The sequence below is a fragment of the Kribbella sp. NPDC059898 genome (assembly GCF_042730855.1).
Taxonomy (GTDB): Bacteria; Actinomycetota; Actinomycetes; order Propionibacteriales; family Kribbellaceae; genus Kribbella.
Window position 1 is genome coordinate 117,664 of record NZ_JBHWKR010000005.1, and the last position, 15,880, is coordinate 133,543.

General features: G+C 69.9%; 15 protein-coding genes. 12 read left to right on the plus strand and 3 right to left on the minus strand.

The window, feature by feature from the left end; genetic code table 11:
- Positions 1 to 8 precede the first annotated feature (8 nt).
- Complete coding sequence (locus tag ACFV9C_RS17605) at positions 9 to 1,412, minus strand: family 43 glycosylhydrolase (protein WP_380194793.1); 1,404 nt, start codon at positions 1,410 to 1,412, stop codon at positions 9 to 11.
- Between the two features lie 131 nt (positions 1,413 to 1,543).
- On the opposite strand from ACFV9C_RS17605, the gene ACFV9C_RS17610 reads away from it, so the two are divergent.
- The 11 genes from ACFV9C_RS17610 (at position 1,544) to ACFV9C_RS17660 (ending at position 11,930) form a co-directional block, all read left to right on the plus strand.
- A complete protein-coding gene (locus ACFV9C_RS17610; protein ID WP_380194794.1) occupies positions 1,544 to 1,759 on the plus strand; it encodes a hypothetical protein in 216 nt (71 codons plus the stop codon).
- A gap of 315 nt (positions 1,760 to 2,074) precedes the next feature.
- A complete protein-coding gene (locus ACFV9C_RS17615; protein ID WP_380194796.1) occupies positions 2,075 to 2,308 on the plus strand; it encodes a hypothetical protein in 234 nt (77 codons plus the stop codon).
- Positions 2,309 to 2,453: 145 nt separating this feature from the next.
- On the plus strand, positions 2,454 to 3,788 hold the full coding sequence (locus tag ACFV9C_RS17620) for an FGGY-family carbohydrate kinase (RefSeq protein ID WP_380194798.1): 1,335 nt from the start codon (positions 2,454 to 2,456) through the stop codon (positions 3,786 to 3,788).
- Complete coding sequence (locus ACFV9C_RS17625; protein ID WP_380194800.1) at positions 3,785 to 4,402, plus strand: histidine phosphatase family protein; 618 nt, start codon at positions 3,785 to 3,787, stop codon at positions 4,400 to 4,402. Before ACFV9C_RS17620 ends, ACFV9C_RS17625 begins: the two co-directional genes overlap by 4 nt.
- On the plus strand, positions 4,399 to 5,199 hold the full coding sequence (locus tag ACFV9C_RS17630) for a DeoR/GlpR family DNA-binding transcription regulator (protein WP_380194802.1): 801 nt from the start codon (positions 4,399 to 4,401) through the stop codon (positions 5,197 to 5,199). The genes ACFV9C_RS17625 and ACFV9C_RS17630 overlap by 4 nt, the downstream gene beginning before the upstream one ends.
- 11 nt (positions 5,200 to 5,210) lie before the next feature.
- On the plus strand, positions 5,211 to 6,671 hold the full coding sequence (locus ACFV9C_RS17635) for an FGGY family carbohydrate kinase (RefSeq protein WP_380194803.1): 1,461 nt from the start codon (positions 5,211 to 5,213) through the stop codon (positions 6,669 to 6,671).
- The gene (locus ACFV9C_RS17640) at positions 6,668 to 7,687 is read left to right on the plus strand and encodes a 2-hydroxyacid dehydrogenase (RefSeq protein WP_380194804.1); all 1,020 of its coding nucleotides are present in this window, start codon (positions 6,668 to 6,670) and stop codon (positions 7,685 to 7,687) included. The genes ACFV9C_RS17635 and ACFV9C_RS17640 overlap by 4 nt, the downstream gene beginning before the upstream one ends.
- A 137-nt stretch (positions 7,688 to 7,824) precedes the next feature.
- Positions 7,825 to 8,499: a glycerophosphodiester phosphodiesterase gene (locus ACFV9C_RS17645; protein ID WP_380194805.1), complete on the plus strand. Its 675-nt coding sequence runs from the start codon at positions 7,825 to 7,827 to the stop codon at positions 8,497 to 8,499.
- A 212-nt stretch (positions 8,500 to 8,711) separates the two neighbouring features.
- Entirely contained in the window at positions 8,712 to 9,902 is a 1,191-nt protein-coding gene (locus tag ACFV9C_RS17650; RefSeq protein ID WP_380194806.1) for a Gfo/Idh/MocA family protein, read from the plus strand.
- Positions 9,903 to 9,953: 51 nt separating this feature from the next.
- Positions 9,954 to 10,292 carry a VOC family protein gene (locus tag ACFV9C_RS17655; protein WP_380194808.1) on the plus strand — a complete coding sequence of 113 codons (339 nt, stop codon included), beginning with the start codon at positions 9,954 to 9,956 and terminating at the stop codon, positions 10,290 to 10,292.
- 63 nt (positions 10,293 to 10,355) lie between these two features.
- The gene (locus ACFV9C_RS17660) at positions 10,356 to 11,930 is read left to right on the plus strand and encodes a phosphodiester glycosidase family protein (RefSeq protein ID WP_380194810.1); all 1,575 of its coding nucleotides are present in this window, start codon (positions 10,356 to 10,358) and stop codon (positions 11,928 to 11,930) included.
- Between the two features lie 26 nt (positions 11,931 to 11,956).
- Here ACFV9C_RS17660 and ACFV9C_RS17665 read toward each other — a convergent pair whose 3' ends face one another.
- Both ACFV9C_RS17665 and ACFV9C_RS17670 read right to left on the minus strand, forming a co-directional pair.
- A complete protein-coding gene (locus ACFV9C_RS17665) occupies positions 11,957 to 12,364 on the minus strand; it encodes a hypothetical protein (protein WP_380194811.1) in 408 nt (135 codons plus the stop codon).
- Positions 12,361 to 13,041 (minus strand): GntR family transcriptional regulator, encoded by a 681-nt coding sequence (locus tag ACFV9C_RS17670; protein WP_380194813.1) that lies wholly within the window; start codon positions 13,039 to 13,041, stop codon positions 12,361 to 12,363. Before ACFV9C_RS17670 ends, ACFV9C_RS17665 begins: the two co-directional genes overlap by 4 nt.
- A gap of 121 nt (positions 13,042 to 13,162) precedes the next feature.
- Here ACFV9C_RS17670 and ACFV9C_RS17675 point away from each other — a divergent pair, with 121 nt between their 5' ends.
- On the plus strand, positions 13,163 to 15,877 hold the full coding sequence (locus ACFV9C_RS17675) for a UxaA family hydrolase (protein WP_380194815.1): 2,715 nt from the start codon (positions 13,163 to 13,165) through the stop codon (positions 15,875 to 15,877).
- Positions 15,878 to 15,880 lie beyond the last annotated feature (3 nt).

The following is a 15,880-nucleotide window of genomic DNA, read 5'->3' on the forward strand; positions in this document are numbered from 1 at the left end:
CCTTGACGTCAGTAGACCTCGATGCGGTCCAGGCTGATGACTGCGCTGGTCGAGGCCGGGTTCTTGTCGCCGGTGACGCGGACGCGGACCGTATGCGCGCCGGAGGGTAGCGTCGGGCTGACGTACATGAGCTGTTCGCCGACGCGGATCGAGCTGTAGTAGTCGACGCGCTGCTCCGGTCCGCCGTCGACCGAGATCGCCGCGATGCCGTTGCCGGTGTCGGCGACGCTCAGCAGCGCGACGCGGGTGCCGGTGAAGCTGATCGTGGCGGTCGCGTTCGGCTCCCAGCTCCAGTGGTCGTTGCCCCAGAAGCACTGGTTGCCGCAGCCCGACCCGGAGCTCCAGGCGCCGGTGTAGGCGACCGCGGTATCGGTGTCGTTGATCCAGTAGTTCGCCGAACCCGGGTCACCCGACGGCAGGTTCTGGGTCGCGCCGGCGGCCAGCGGGCGGCCGAGGTTCGGCGTACCGTCCGCGTTCCAGGTGATCTTCTGGATCCGCGTGGTGCGGAATGAATACGTATACACACTGGTGTTCTTGCCGTGGTACGCGATCCAGTCCTCGGTGCCGTCCGGCGACTTGAAGAACGAATGGTGCCCGGGACCCCAGACGCCGGTGTCGTCGTTGCGGGAGAAGATCGGCCCGGCGTGCTGTACCCAGTTCGACGCGACCATCGGGTCGGCGCCGTTCGCGATGCTCTTCATCCACAGCTGGTAGTCCGGCTTGCCGGTGTCGCACGTCGAGTAGGTCAGGAACGTCCGCGTCGCGCCGTACAGCGGGGTCGGGCCCTCGCGTACTTCGCTGCACCCGCCGTCGGCCGGGATCGCGACCCGGTCGCCGGTCGACGTCCACGGGTTGCTCATCCGGACGATGTACAGCTGCGCCGGGCCGCCCTGGCCGCGACCCGGGCCGGTCCAGACGAAGTACTGCTGCCCGTTGATCGTGAACGGCTCGCCGTCGATCGCGTACTCGCCGAAGTCGGCGATCTTCGCCTTGAAGCCGTACGGCCCGAGCGGATCGTCACCGGCCGACTCCAGGACGTACATCCGGTGGTTGGCGTCCACGCCGTCGGAGGCCGTGTAGTAGATGTACCAGCGGCCGCCGACGTGCCGGAACGCCGGCGCCCACATCTGCGTGTTCCGGCTGGTGTCGGAGTCCCGCCAGACGATCTGCTCGGGCTGGACGAGCAGCGTCGCGGCGCTCGTGGACGACCAGATCCCGATCCGGTCGCCGCGGGTGGTCGCGACGTAGTACCTGCCGTTGTAGAACATCATCGACGGATCGGCCGACGGGTTGATCGGGTTGCGGAACGTCTGCGACGTCACTGCCTTCTCCTGGATCTCCGCGGCCGGTGCAGGCGGCGCGAGTACGCCGATCAGTAGCAGGGCGGCGGTTGCGACACGGAGCAGTCTCATGGGCGTACACCTCTCGAAACCTGGGGGGCGGACCGGTCTCGCTCTCGGTTGTACCGGGTACTTCCAACGTTGTAAACCCTCTGCACAGGAACCACAGGAACCACGGCCCGGGAGCCGGCGTCGTACCGCACATGAAGCTCAAGGTGCGGGTCGTGCACTACCGGCACGACTGCTGGTACGCCGACATCGACGACGCCGAGGACCGGCAGCCGGACGACCCGTTCTGGTACGCCGACTGCCGCACGCAGGCCGAGGCGATCACGCTCGCCTGCTCCCAGCTCGCCGCCCTCGACGCGGCCGGCGCCGCACCGTGCCGCCTGAGCGAGCTCCCCGCCCAGGTCGCCTAGCCCGAGCCTAGGATCGGCGTGGCCTGTGAGTAGCCACGGGCAACGGTCAGGCTGTGGATAAGTGCGGCCACTTGTGGATAGATGCGTGCTTGCTGTGGACAACTAGCCGAGAAGCTGTGGATAGCGGGTGCTGATGCACGTGCAGTCCGGCTGGTGAGAGAACGGTTGCCGAGGGGTCGTTCTGGTGGTGAGATGAGGCCGTGCACCGGATGAAACTTTACGAAGATTTGTCCGTGACCTCCGGTGCGTCGGATCGTTGATCCGTCAGGTATGGATCGACGGCAGCGGATCGCTGTTCACTCGGAGGGACCCGCTATGCACAAGTTCAACTCACCGCCCGACTGGCCCGAGCCGCCGAGCGACGGCTGGCGACCGCCGGTCGGCTGGCAACCCGACCCGGCCTGGCCGGAGGCTCCAAAGGGCTGGCGGTTCTGGCTGAACCGCAACGGCCGGCGCAGCAGTGGCCCGATCGGCGCGTACGGCGCCGTCGATGCCGGCCGCCTCGAGCTCGCGACCGTCGACCCGGGCCTGCTCCTGATGCATTCCTGATCGACCACCAAGAACCTTCGGCTCCCGTGCGCCTCGGCGTCCGGGAGCCGACCTGTGTCCGCCTTCGGCCAGGGGACTGGCATACTCTTATCGCGATCTGGTGTGATGTTACCAGCGCAGATAACACTCACCCTGGAGGCGGTACGTGGCCTGGATCGGGCTCGACCTCGGCACGCAAAGTGTGCGGGCCGTGCTGGCCGATGCCAAGGGGCGGGTGCTGTCCCGGGCGGCGCGACCGCTCACCAGCCACCGCGACGGCGTCCGGCACGAGCAGGATCCGCGGGAGTGGCTGACCGCCGTCGACGCGGTCCTCGCCGAGGTCGGCCTCCGTGACGTCGACGGTATCGCCATCTGTTCCACCTCCGGCACCTTCCTGCTCACCGACCGCTCCGGCCGGCCGGTCACCCCGGCCCTGATGTACGACGACGCCCGCGCGGCCGCGCGCCGCGCGCAGATCGTCGACGCGGACCCGGACCGCTGGGCGACCAGCATGCAGCCGACCTGGGCGCTGCCGAAGATCCTTGACCTGGACCTCACCGACCGCCGCGTCGCGCACAGTGCCGACGTCGTCGCGGCCCATCTCGTCGGCCACCCGGTCGCGACCGACACCAGCCACGCCCTCAAGTCCGGCTACGACCTGGTCGCCGAGTCGTGGCCGGCGGCCGCGTTCGGCAAGCTCGGCCTGCCGCTCGAAGCGTTCCCCGAGGTCGTCCGCCCCGGCGCCGAACTCGGCCGCACCCCCGACGACATCCCGGTCTACGCCGGCATGACCGACGGCTGCGCCGCCCAGATCGCCGCCGGCGCGCTCGCCCCCGGCGCCTGGAACTCGGTCCTCGGTACGACGCTGGTCCTCAAAGGCGTCAGCGCCGACCTGATCGCCGACCCGACCGGCGCGGTCTACAGCCATCGCCACCCGGACGGCGGCTGGCTTCCCGGCGGCGCGTCCAGCTCCGGCGCCGGCGTATTCACCGAGCTCCTGCCCGGCGCCGACCTCGACGCTCTGGATCACGCGGCGTACCCGGTCGACGCTGTCATCTACCCGCTGACCAAGACCGGTGAGCGGTTCCCGTTCGTGGCGCCGCAGGCGGAGCGGTTCACGCTCGGGAGTACGCCTGACGTTATGTATACGTATTCAGCTGTGCTGCAAGGGGTCGCGTTCGTCGAGCGGCTCGCGTTCGAGCACCTGGAGAGGCTGGGCGCGGACCCGGTCCGTTCGGTGTCGCTCACCGGCGGAGCGACCCGCAGCGGGTACTGGAATCAGCTGCGCGCCGACGTTCTCGGCGTACCGGTCGAACTCCCGGCCGTGCCGGATCCGGCGTACGGGATGGCGATCCTCGCTGCGTCCGGTGGCACAGATCTTGCCGGTACGGCGCGCCGCATGGTGCGGGTCGACCGCGTGCTCGAGCCGCGCGGGGAACGACTCGACGAGCTGTACGGCGACTTCGTCGCGGAGCTCGACCGCCGGGGGTACCGGGGATGAGGACGACGATCGTGCTGGCCCGCCACGGCCGGACCGAATGGCACCACGGCAACCGGTACACCGGGTCCACGGATCTCCCGATCGACGAGGTCGGCGTCCAGCAGGCGCAACTCCTCAAGGACTGGGCGCTCGACGACGCGCCGGACGTGTTGTGGTGTTCGCCGATGCTCCGGGCACGGCAGACGATCGCGCCGCTCGCCGAAGCGCTGGACCTCGAGCCGACGCTCGACGCCCGGCTGCGTGAGGTCGACTTCGGCTCCGCGGAGGGGAAGATGCTCGGCGAGTTGCCGCCCGCGGTTGGCAAGGCGTTCGAGCTCGACCCGGTGCGCGACCACTTCCCGGGCGGCGAGGATCCGGTCGCGGCGGCCGACCGGGTGCACGAGGTCTTCGGCGAGATCGGGCGCCGGCACCAGGGACAGAAGGTGTTCGCGGTCGCGCACAACACACTGATCCGGCTGCTCGTGTGCAGGGTGCTGGGGCTGCGGCTGAACGACTACCGCAGACTGCTACCTGCGCTCGGTCCCGCGGCGCTGGTGCGTTTCCGGTGGCAGGACGGCACAGTGGGTCTCGAGGCGTACAACGTTCCTCCGCTACGTTTGGAGACCCTGGCATGACATCGGATGTCGACGGCGACACCGCCGAGCTGAGCCGTCCCGCGCGCCGCCAGGCCGAGATCGCGGCGTACGTCGTGAAGCACGGCTCGGTGTCGGCGAACGACCTGGTCGAGGCGTTCGGCGTGAGTGTGATGACCGTGCACCGCGACCTGGACGAGCTCGAGCGGCAGGGCGTGGTCCGCAAGTACCGCGGCGGGGTCAGCGCGCAGCCGACCAGCGTCTTCGAGAGCAACGTCGCGTACCGGCTGAACACCGCGCACGCGGAGAAGCTCGCGATCGCCCGGCACGCGCGGACGATGATCGAGCCGGGGAAGTCGGTGATGCTCGACGACTCGACCAGTGCGCTGGCGCTGGTGGACCTGTTCGAGGACATCACACCGTTGACCGTGGCAACGAACTTCCTGCCCGCGATCACCAAGCTGGCTCAGCTCCGTGACATCACGCTGCTCGCGCTCGGTGGGATCTACTCCGCGACCCACGACTCGTTCGGCGGGATGCCGTGCGCGGAGGCGGTCGAGGCGCTGCACACCGACCTGCTGTTCTGCTCGGTCTCCGCGGTGTCGCCGACGCACGCCTTTCACCAGGAGGAGGAGATCGTGCTGGTGAAGCGGGCGATGCTGCGCTCGGCGAGGACCAAGGTGCTGATGGTCGACCACGGCAAACTGCAACGCACCGCTCTGCACCGGCTCGCGCCGCTGGCCGAATTCGACATCGTGATCGTCGACGAGAAGACTCCGAAGGACCTGATCGACGCACTGCGCGACCACGGCGCGACCGTGGAGGTCGCCGAACTCTAGGAGGGGACTACATGGACGTCGGCGTCGACGTAGGCACCACCGTCACGAAGGCCGTCGCGTTCGACAACGCCGGCCGCCCACTCGCCGTGGCCTCGCGACCGACCAGGCTCGTGCACCGCAGTACTGGGCGATTCGAACACGAGACTGCCGAGATAGTTGCTTCGGTCAACGAGGTGGTCCGCGAACTCGCGGCGTCTGTTGGCGCCCGCCCCGGCGTACTGGCGATCACCGCGCAAGGTGACGGTTTGTGGCTGGTCGACTCCGACGGTACGCCGGTGCGCCCGGCGATCTCCTGGCTGGACGCGCGGAGCAGCCCGATCCTCGAGCGGTGGACCGCGGACGGGGTCTCGGAACACGTGTTCCGACGTTCCGGAAACCGGATGTTCCCCGGGGCTTCGGGGCCGTTGCTCGCGGCGGTGCTCGCGGAGGAGCCGGAGGTGGTCGAGACGGCGAGTACGGCGGCGTACTGCAAGGACGTGGTGATGCAGGCGTTGACCGGCGTACGGGCGACGGATGTTTCCGATGCGTCGGCCCCGTTCCTTGATCCCAGGACTGGGGAGTATGACGAGGAGGCGTTGACAGCCACGGGGTTGGCGGGGGTGCGGCATCTGCTGGCGCCTGTCGAAGCGGCCGGGCCGGTCGGGGAGTTGCGGGACGACGCGAGTGGGATGGTGGCGGGGACGCGGGTTTCCGCAGGGCCGTACGACCTGCCGGCGGCGGCCGCGGGGGCCGGCGTGACCGAGGTGGGCGACGCCTTGCTGACCGTCGGTACAACGTTGGCCTGCCAGGTCGTCACCCGTGATCTCCCGGTCGATGGCGAGCCCGCGGGCCTCTTCCTCGGCACCTGGACGCCCGGCGTCTGGTTGCGCGCGATGCCGGCGATGGTCGGTACGGCGGCACTCGACCGCATACTCGCACTCGTTGGCGTGACCACCGATCAACTGCCGCAGCTGCTCGCGGACAGCACACCCGGCGCAGCCGGCGTGACGGTCCTGCCGTACCTGTCGGAAGCCGGCGAGCGCGCCCCGTTCATCGACACCCGCGCCCGCGGCTCGATCGACGGCGTCTCGCTCGCGACGACGACGGCCGACCTGGTCCGCGCCACCTGCGAGGGCATCGCGTACGCCGCCCGGCACTGCCTCGAAGCGGCCGGCTGGACCGGTCGCGTGACGATGTGCGGCGGTGGCGCCCGGAGCAGCGAGTGGACCCAGATCCTCGCGGACGTACTGAACGCGCCTCTGCACACCGCCGAGGCCGAACAGGTCGCTGCCCGTGGCGCGGTGATCTGCGCCCGCCGCGCGACGGATCCGGACAGCGCCGGCGCGGAATGGATCGCCGAGACCCGCCAGGTCGACCCGGATCCGGCCCGCGCCGCGTTCTACGCCGAGGGCTACAGGCACTACCTCCGCCGGATCGAGGCGGCCCGCCCGCGCTGGTCCGACCCAGCACCACTCTTCACAGGAGATCGATGAGAACCGTCAAGACGCTGCTCGCCGGCGACCACTTCGTCCGCAACGACCTGCTTGCCGCAGCGCTGCGGACGATCCCGGACGTCGCTTTCGACTTCCGGGAGGTCACGCTGCCCTGGCCGCTGACGCCGTACGGGCGGGTGGCCGAGGTGGACGAGGCGAGTGACGCGGAGGACCAGCTGATCGAGGCGCTGGCCGGCGTCGAGCTCGCCGTCACGCAGATGGGGCCGTTCACCGAACGCGTGCTGGACGCGGCGCCGGACCTCCGGTACCTGGTCGTCTGCCGTGGCGGCCCGGTGAACGTGAACGTCGCCGTGGCAGCCCAACGGGGGATCGCGGTCGCCTCGACACCGGGCCGGAACGCGGTCGCGGCCGCGGAACACGCTGTCGCGTTGATGATGGGTGCCCTGCGCAACCTTCCGCGGTTGCAGCGGACCCTGGAGCAGGGCGAGTGGCGCTCCGACCTCTACGCGTACGACGAGTGCGGCAGCGAGCTCGACGGCTCGACGGTCGGCCTGATCGGGTACGGCGCGATCGGCCGGCGGGTCGCCCGCGTGATGCTCGCGTTCGGTGCCCGCGTCCTGGTGTCGGACCCGTACGTCGAACAGGCGCCGGACGGCATCGAGCTCGTCGATCTCCACGAGTTGCTTCGGCGTTCGGACGTCGTCAGCCTGCATGCACGCCTCACGGATCAGACCCGCGGCATGATCGGCGCCGAACAGCTCGCGGTGATGCGGCGCGGCGCCGTACTCGTGAACACCGCACGCGGAGGGTTGCTCGACTACGACGCGACCGTGGACGCACTGGAGTCGGGGCAGTTGGGCGCCGCGGCGTTCGACGTGTTCCCCGCCGAACCGCTGCCGGAGGGGTCGCGACTGCTGACCGCGCCGAACATCGTCATGACCCCACACCTGGCCGGCGCCACCCGGCAGACCGCCCAGCGCGCCGGCACCATCGCCGCCGCAGCGGTCGCCGCCTTCCTCGCCGGAAAGGACCCCGTGGGACTGGTCCGCGCGTAACGGGTTCGGCCCGGGTGTCTACCAGGAGAAGCTGTTCAGTGAGTACGGCGTGAAGGGAAAGAGTTGGCCGGTGCCGTCCCGAGGTGGTTGAACGCGATCGGCGACGAGGTCAGACGACAGTACGAGGAGAAGGTGCTGTGATCATCACCGGCCACCGGGGAGCGCTCGGGACCGAACCGGAGAACACGCTGCGCTCGTTCCGGCGGGCGGTCGCGGACGGGTGCGACGAGATCGAGCTCGACCTGCGGGTCAGCGCGGACGGGGAGCTCGTCATCATGCACGACGCGACCGTCGACCGGACGACGTCCGGGTCAGGGGAGGTCGCTTCGCTGACCCTCGCCGAACTGCGGGCGCTGGATGCGGGCGACGGCGAGCGGATCCCCACGTGGGCGGAGACGGTCGCCGCCGTCGACGTACGGATCCAGGCCGAGGTGAAGGCAGACGCCGCCGTACCGCTCCTCGCTCGATCCTTGACGTCGGACCCCGCGCTCGCGGCCCGGACGATCGTCACGTCGTTCCATCCCGAGATCCTGGTCGCGGTCCGGGAGCTGTTCCCCGAGGTGGAGACCGGCCACATCTTCGGCCGCACCCCACCGGTCGCCGAGGTCATCCGCCGCACCCGCGCGGCCGGCGCCACCTGGTCCATGTGCGCCATCGCCGACCTCACCACGACCGCCGTAGCGGAGCTACACGCCGCCGGCCTCTCGGTCACCGCCTGGCCAGTCCCCGACGCCCCCACCCTCACCCAGGCCAGGTCCCTCGCCGTCGACGGCATCACCACCGACAACCCCCACCTCCTCAACTTGCCCTGACACCGGATCGCCAGCCCATCACAATCGAGTCCTCCCCCCGCCCTCCCGCCTGGCAGCGGCCGCGGACCCCGATTGTGATGGCCTGGCGATCCGCGCCTCCTCTCCCGGACCTCCCTCCCTCCCGCCGCCGGGCGCGGGGTTGCGTGGATCACATGTTCCAACGTGCGAATTTGTTCTTCCATGGAACATAAATGTGTGGTTGCCTTGTCCGCATGGGAATCAGCATCGGTGTGGTCGGAGCGGGCCAGTTCGCCCCCTCGTTCCTGCGGTTGTGGTCGGCGCACCCGGACGTGTCCGAGGTGCGGCTGACCGACGTCATCCCCGAGCGGGCGGCCGAGATGGCCGCCAAGCAGGGCATCACGACGACGCACGCGTCGTTCGAGGAGATGCTCGACTCGGACCTGGACGCGGTCGCGATCTTCACGCAGCGCTGGCTGCACGGCGAGATGGCGATCAAGGCGCTCGAGGCCGGGAAGCACGTGTACTCCACGGTCCCGATGGCGATCGAGGCCGACCAGATCGCCCGCATCATCGAGCTGGTCAAGGAGACCGGCCTGACCTACATGATGGGTGAGACCAGCTTCTACTACCCGTCCTCGGTGTACTGCCGGCAGAAGCTCGCCGACGGCGCGTTCGGCCGGGTGTTCTACTCCGAGGGCGACTACGTCCACGACATGGACCTCGGGTTCTACGCGGCGTACCAGTACTCCGGCGGTGACGACTGGAAGAAGACCGCCTCCTTCCCGCCGCTGCTCTACCCGACGCATGCCGTCGGCAACGTTCTGTCGGTGACCGGTCAGCACGCCACCCACGTGTCGGCGATCGGCGTCAAGGACGACCGCGGCGACGGCGTCTTCGACAAGGACGTCAGCCAGTTCAACAACGACTTCTCGAACGCGACCGCGCTGTTCAAGCTCGCCGACGGCGGCATCATGCGGACCAACGAGATGCGCCGCGTCGGGTACCCGTCGCATATCCGCGAGTCCCGGCTGCGGGTGTTCGGCACCGAGGGCAGCTTCGAGCAGCTCGCCACCACGACGCTCTGGCAGAACAAGGAAGGCGTCGAGGACGTCTCCCAGCTGATGGAGACCAGGCCGACCGGCGACGACGCCGACCTGGCGAACGTCGACCCGGCGCTGCGCGACGCGTTCCGCTCTGGGCTCTCCCCGGTGCACGACCGCTCGCGGCTGCCGAAGGAGTTCGACGGCCTGCACAACGGCCACGAGGGCTCGCACCACTTCCTCGCCGACGACTTCGTCCGCGCGGTCGCCGACAAGACCCTGCCGCCGATCAACGCCTGGGTCTCGGCGCGCTACACCCTGCCCGGCATCTTCGCGCACCAGTCGGCGCTCCAGGGCGGCGTACAGCTGGAGATCCCGGACCACGGCGACGCCCCGGCCTGACCGACGAGCACGCATGGACCGCCCGTCCATGCGTGCTCGTTACCATTCCCCATGGACCTGTTCGCCGGAATCTCCGTCCGTGACTACGAGACCGCCGTCGCCTGGTACGAGAAGCTGCTGGGCGCACCGCCGAGTTTCCTGCCGAACGACGCCGAGGCGGTGTGGGAGCTGGGCGAGCACCAGTTCCTGTACGTCGAGGTCGTTCCGGAGCACGCGGGGCATGCGCAGCACACGTTGTTCGTCGAGGACTTCGACGGGACGCTGAAGGGGATCGCCGAGCGCGGGATCGAGCCGGCGGTGCGGGAGACGTACGAGAACGGCGTACGGCATGCCACCTTCTACGACGCCGACGGCAACGAGGTCTCGTACGGCGGGGCGCCGTTGGAGTGATGTTCAGGTACGGGACGCTCGGGTCGGGTTGCGGCGTACCCGGGGGGAACGTAGGAACGTCCTATGACCCTGCGACGCCTGGGCCTGTCTGCCCTCTGCCTTTCCCTGACCCTCGGTGGCACCACCGCGATCGCCACCCCGCCGACCGCCCGTCTCCCGCTCGGGCCGGCGAACCTGACCGAGACCCGTGACACCCGCACGCTGCAGCCGGGAGTCACGCTCACGACCATCGTCCGCGGCCAGGCCGACCCGTCCGCGGGCTGGACCGTCGAGATCGCGATCCCGTCGTCCTCGCCGGACCCGGACGCGCCCGCCGCGGCGCTCTCCGACCAGGCCGGTGCGGACAAGGCCGCCGCCGAGCTCCGCGCTGCCGGCCTGGACCCGCGGGTCGAGGACGTACCGACGCCGCCGCTCGCCGACGCCGGCGAGAACAGCCTCGGGTACCGGGTCCGCGTCGGCCTGTTCGGGACCAAGGCCGAGGCCGACGCCCTGCGGACCAAGGTGATCGCGGCCGGTCTGAACGGCTCCAGCCTGTACACCGGCTGGGACGGCGAACCCGACGACATCGCCGGCTCGACCGGCCCGTGGCACGTGCAGGTGCTGACGATCGACCCGAAGACGTTCCGCGGCAAGCTCGACGCGACGTACGGCCCGGACATCGAGAAGCGCGAGACCACCAGCGCGCTCGCGACCCTGACCGGCGCGACCGCCGCGGTGAACGCGGGCTTCTTCGTCCTCGACCCGAAGTCCGGCGCACCCGGCGACCCGGCCGGTGTCGGCGTGTACGACGGCCGCCTGCTCAGCGAACCCACCAACGGCCGCCCGGCCCTCGTCCTCGGCCCGAGCGGTACGTCGGTCGACCGCTTCACCTGGCGTGGATCCGTCGGCAAGCTCCCGCTGGACGGGCTGAACCGGTACCCGGGCCTGATCCGCAACTGCGGCGGTACGGCGGACGACCTGCCGACGTCGAAGCCGATGCACGACACGACGTGTACCGACCCGGACGAGCTGATCGCCTTCGACCCGTCGTACGGCGCCTCGACCCCGACCGGACCCGGCGCCGAGGTGGTGCTGGACCGCCGCGGGATCGTCACCGAGATCCGGTCCGCGCGCGGCGGCGCGATCCCCGCCGGCGGCCGTACCGTACAGGCGACCGGCAACCTGGTCGCCCCGCTGCTCGCCACCGCCCACGTCGGCAAGCCGCTCGCCGTCCGCTCGACCCTCCTCGACGAGCGCGGCCGCCCCGTCCCGCTGACCCGCCGTACGACGATCGTGAACGGCGGACCGGAGTTGGTGCGCGACGGCCGCATCCACGTGACCGCCGCGGCCGACGGCATGGTCCAATCGACACCGAGCTTCTACTACGGCTGGGTCCACAAGCGGAACCCGCGCACGATCGCCGGCGTCGACGACCACGGCCGCACCGTCCTCATCACCGCCGACGGCCGCAACGTCAACAGCCTCGGCCTTTCCATTGCCGAAGCGGCCGTGGTCGCCAAGTCCTTCCACCTCACCCAAGCCATCAACCTCGACGGTGGCGGCTCCACCACAATGGTTGCCAACGGCACCGTCCTCAACACCCCCTCGGACGCCACCGGCGAACGCCCCGTCGGAGACGCACTCGTCATCACCAAGTAGTCGGGTGGGAACCGTGCGGAGAACTCCTACTCGCGTACGGCGATTTCGTCCACTGCGGACCAGGGGAGGACCCGGGCGGAGATCGTGTCGCGGTGTTCGAGGTCTGCTCGGAGTAGGCGGTGGACGCCGTCGAGGATGGTGAGGCGGTCGTCGGGGCGGTGTACGACGTCGATCGGATGGCGGAGGTCGGCGCTCAGGGTGCGTTCGTACTGCGCGTGGTAGGCGACCGGGTCCGCCGCGACCTGGCGGGGCGTGATCTGGAACGGGCCGTCGTACGCCCAGAACGGGAGGTCCAGGTGGTGGGCCAGGGTGGCGAGCGGGAGCTCGGTGACCGGGAGGTCGAGGGCGTGGAGGCGGTCCAGGTTCCAGTGGAAGTCGAGGATGTACGCGGTCAGTGCCGGCGGGATCGGGAGTGGGAACGGGCGGCGGGTCACTCGTAGATTCTGCGGAGGCGCAGTGTCATCGAGTTCTCGATGTGCTGGGTCATCGCGGCCTCGGCGCGGACGGGGTCGCCGGAGGTGATCGCGTCGACCAGCGTGCGGTGTTCGGTGAGTACTTCGGGCCCGATGTCGCGGTCGTAGTGCAGCCGGAAGATGTGCAGATGGCAGTGGGTCCGCTCGAACGCCAGCCGCACCTGCTCACTCCCCGACAGCGACGCGATCAGCGAATGGAACCGGTTGTCGTGCACAGTCAGCGACTTGTACCCGGCGTAGTCGATGGACGTCGGCTCGACCGCGGTGGCCAGCTCGGTCTGCAACTGCTCTACACCCTGAGGAGAGATCAACTCGGCCGCCCGCCGAGCCGCCCACGGCTCCAGCAACAGCCGGAACCGGTACAGATCGTCGAACTCCTCCAGCGACAGCAGCGGAGTCGCCCGATACCCCTTCAGCGGCTCCTTCACCGCCAGCCCCTCCGACTCCAGCCGGGCGAGCGCCTCCCGGACTGGCGTCGACGACACCTGGAACTCGCGGGCCAGTCCGTCGATCGAGATCCGCGCTCCGGGGCGGATGACGTGGTCCATCAGCATCGTCTTGATGGCCTCGTACACGTCGTCGGCGAGCATCTGCCGGCGGAGCAGCCGCCGGTCCACCGGCGCCACTGGCTCGGTCATCAGGTGTCTCCGGATTCTGGTCGCGGGCTTGACCCCACCGGTCAGGTTTCGGCAGGGTAACACTGGTAATCATGCATCATGCACGATTTCGGCCCGGCCTAGCTATGGGGAGTCACGAACGATGGTGAGGTTCGAACAGATCGGCGTGCTACCCGAGCCCGGGGACAATGTCGCGATCGCCTCCCGGCGGCTGGAGGCCGGCACCGAGGTCGAGCTGGACGGTACGGCGGTCACGCTGCCGCACACCGTGCTCGAAGGGCACCGCTTCGTGGTCACCCCGGTCGCGACCGGCGAGGCCCTGACCTCGTGGAACACCGCGTTCGCGCGCGCGTCCCGCGACCTCGTCCCGGGCGACTACGTCTGTACGCCGACCAGCCTGGCCGCGGTCAGCGCCCGCGGCGTGGAGGGGCTGCCCGCGGAGCCGTCCGCGACCAACGAGCCGCTCGACCCGTTCGAGCTGGACGAGTCCGGGCTGAACTTCGGCGCCCAGGTGACCAGCGTCGAGCAGCCCGGGACGTTCCTCGGCTACCCGCGCGAGCAGGGCCCGGCCGGCACCCGGAACCACGTCGTACTGCTGGCCACGAGTTCGCGCAGCAGCGGGTTCGTCACCGAGCTCGCGCGGCGCTTCGACGGCGCGGCGGCCGGCGACGGCGTCGTACCGGTCGCGCACACCGAGGGCGGCGAGGACGAAGTACCGAACAACCTGCACTTCCTGCTCGCCACGCTCGGCGGCTTCGCGCTGAACCCGAACGTCGGCGCGGTGCTGATCGTCGACACCGAGGGCGACGTCGTCTCCGGCGAGGCGATCAAGAACTTCCTTGCCGAGAACAACTACCCGTCGATCAAGGTGCCGCACGCGTACTTCACCCGCAGCGCCGGCTTCGAGCACGACCTGACGGCCGCCGGTGCGCTGATCGAGCCGTGGCTGCCGGTCGTGGACGCCCAGCCGCGCGTCGAGGTACCGCTCGCCGACCTCAAGATCGCCCTGCAGTGCGGCGGAAGTGACGCGTTCTCCGGAATTTCCGCGAACCCGCTCGCCGGTCAGGTCAGCGCGGAACTCATTCGGCACGGCGGTACGGCGGTGCTCGCGGAGACCGACGAGCTGATCGGCGCCGAGCCGTACGTGCTGAAGAACGTCCGCGATCTCGCCACCGCGAAACGCTTTCTCGCCACGATCAAGTCCTTCAAGGAACGGGTCGGCTGGCACGGGCACACCGCCGAGGGCAACCCGTCCGGCGGCAACGTGTACCGAGGGCTCTACAACATCGTGCTCAAGTCGATCGGCGCCGCCCGGAAACTCCCACGCGAGGTCCGGCTCGACCACGTCATCGACTACGGCGAACCGCTGCCCGGCGACGGCTACATCTTCATGGACAGCCCCGGCAACGACCTGGAGTCGGTGGCCGGGCAGATCGGCAGCGGCTGCAACCTGATCTTCTTCACCACCGGCAACGGGTCGATCACCAACTTCCCGTTCGTGCCGACGCTCAAGTTCGTCACCACCAGCGCGCGGTACGAGCGGTTGCACGCCGAGATGGACGTCGACGCCGGCAAGTACCTGACCGGTACGTCGATGGCGGACCTGACCGCGGAGACCTTCGACCTCGTCGTACGGGTCGCGTCGGGGGAGAAGAGCGCGGGCGAACGCGCCGGGCACAGCCAGGTGTCGATCTGGCGGAACTGGAAGCAGACCGGGCCGCGCGAAGGCATCTCGATCAGCACCGACGGGCGGATGGCGCGCACGCTCGCCGACCTGCCGGCCGAGGACCGCGACGCCCCGCTCGACGGCCTGCCGCACCCGGGCCTGACCTCCGACGGCCGCACGATCGCCGGATTGTTGACTGTCGACCATCGGCTGGTCCCCGAGGCGGTCGGCCTGATCCTGCCGACCAGTCTGTGCTCCGGTCAGATCGCGCTGCGGATCGCGGCCCAGGCCCAGCTGGAGAAGTGGGCCGGTGACGCGGTGACCCGGATGGTCGCGCTCCCGCACACGGAGGGCTGTGGCAGCAGCGGCGGCGCCTCCGAGGAGACGTTCGCGCGGATCATGCTCGGCTACCTGCTGCACCCGAACACGCGGATGGCGCTGCTCCTCGAGCACGGCTGCGAGAAGACGCACAACGACTACTTCCGCTCGCGACTTGTCGAGGCGGGCGCGGACCCGGCCCGGTTCGGCTGGGCGAGCATCCAGGCCGACGGTGGCCTCGACGCGGTCGGCGGCAAGGTCAAGGAGTGGTTCGGCGGCTTCGACCTGCCGGCTCCGGTCGAGCAGGCCGGCGACCTCGGCGCGCTCACGGTCGGCCTGGAGGCGCGCGGCCCGCTGCCGGAGCGGGCCGCCGAGGCGCTCGCGTTGATCGGCCAGGAAATCGTCGGCTCCGGCGGTTCCGTCGTACTGTCGTCCCGTGGTGCTCTGCTGGCACACGACGGTTTCCGTCCGGCGGCGTTCGGATCGGCGGACGCGGTCGGGCCGACGGTCGCGCACGGGCAGCGGCTCGCGGCGCCGGGGTGGCACGTGATGCGGATGCCCGGTACGGACTGGATGGAGACGGCGACCGGGTTCGGCGCGACCGGCGTACAGCAGATCCTCGCGCATGTTGCCGGCGGCACCGTGTCGGCGCAGCGGTTCGTTCCGGTCGTTGAGTTCTCCAACGATTCGGAGACGGTGGCGACGTACGGCGACGACCTGGACGCGGTGGCGACCGGCGACGCGGCCGAGCAGGCCCGGATCGGGCTGGAAACGATCGCCGCGGTCGCGAGCCGGCAACTCGTCCCCAAGGCGGTTGCCTCCGGCAACATAGGTTTCCAGATCACCCGCGGTTTGCTCGGTACGTCGATGTGAGAG

Bases quoted from the DNA above. Each gene is read 5' to 3' on its own strand.
- ACFV9C_RS17675 (WP_380194815.1), top strand. From the start codon at position 13,163: ATGGTGAGGTTCGAACAGATCGGCGTGCTACCCGAGCCCGGGGACAAT.
- ACFV9C_RS17605 (WP_380194793.1), bottom strand. From the start codon at position 1,412: ATGAGACTGCTCCGTGTCGCAACCGCCGCCCTGCTACTGATCGGCGTA.
- ACFV9C_RS17655 (WP_380194808.1), top strand. From the start codon at position 9,954: ATGGACCTGTTCGCCGGAATCTCCGTCCGTGACTACGAGACCGCCGTC.
- ACFV9C_RS17660 (WP_380194810.1), top strand. From the start codon at position 10,356: ATGACCCTGCGACGCCTGGGCCTGTCTGCCCTCTGCCTTTCCCTGACC.
- ACFV9C_RS17640 (WP_380194804.1), top strand. From the start codon at position 6,668: ATGAGAACCGTCAAGACGCTGCTCGCCGGCGACCACTTCGTCCGCAAC.
- ACFV9C_RS17625 (WP_380194800.1), top strand. From the start codon at position 3,785: ATGAGGACGACGATCGTGCTGGCCCGCCACGGCCGGACCGAATGGCAC.
- ACFV9C_RS17670 (WP_380194813.1), bottom strand. From the start codon at position 13,041: ATGACCGAGCCAGTGGCGCCGGTGGACCGGCGGCTGCTCCGCCGGCAG.
- ACFV9C_RS17610 (WP_380194794.1), top strand. From the start codon at position 1,544: ATGAAGCTCAAGGTGCGGGTCGTGCACTACCGGCACGACTGCTGGTAC.
- ACFV9C_RS17630 (WP_380194802.1), top strand. From the start codon at position 4,399: ATGACATCGGATGTCGACGGCGACACCGCCGAGCTGAGCCGTCCCGCG.
- ACFV9C_RS17650 (WP_380194806.1), top strand. From the start codon at position 8,712: ATGGGAATCAGCATCGGTGTGGTCGGAGCGGGCCAGTTCGCCCCCTCG.
- ACFV9C_RS17615 (WP_380194796.1), top strand. From the start codon at position 2,075: ATGCACAAGTTCAACTCACCGCCCGACTGGCCCGAGCCGCCGAGCGAC.
- ACFV9C_RS17635 (WP_380194803.1), top strand. From the start codon at position 5,211: ATGGACGTCGGCGTCGACGTAGGCACCACCGTCACGAAGGCCGTCGCG.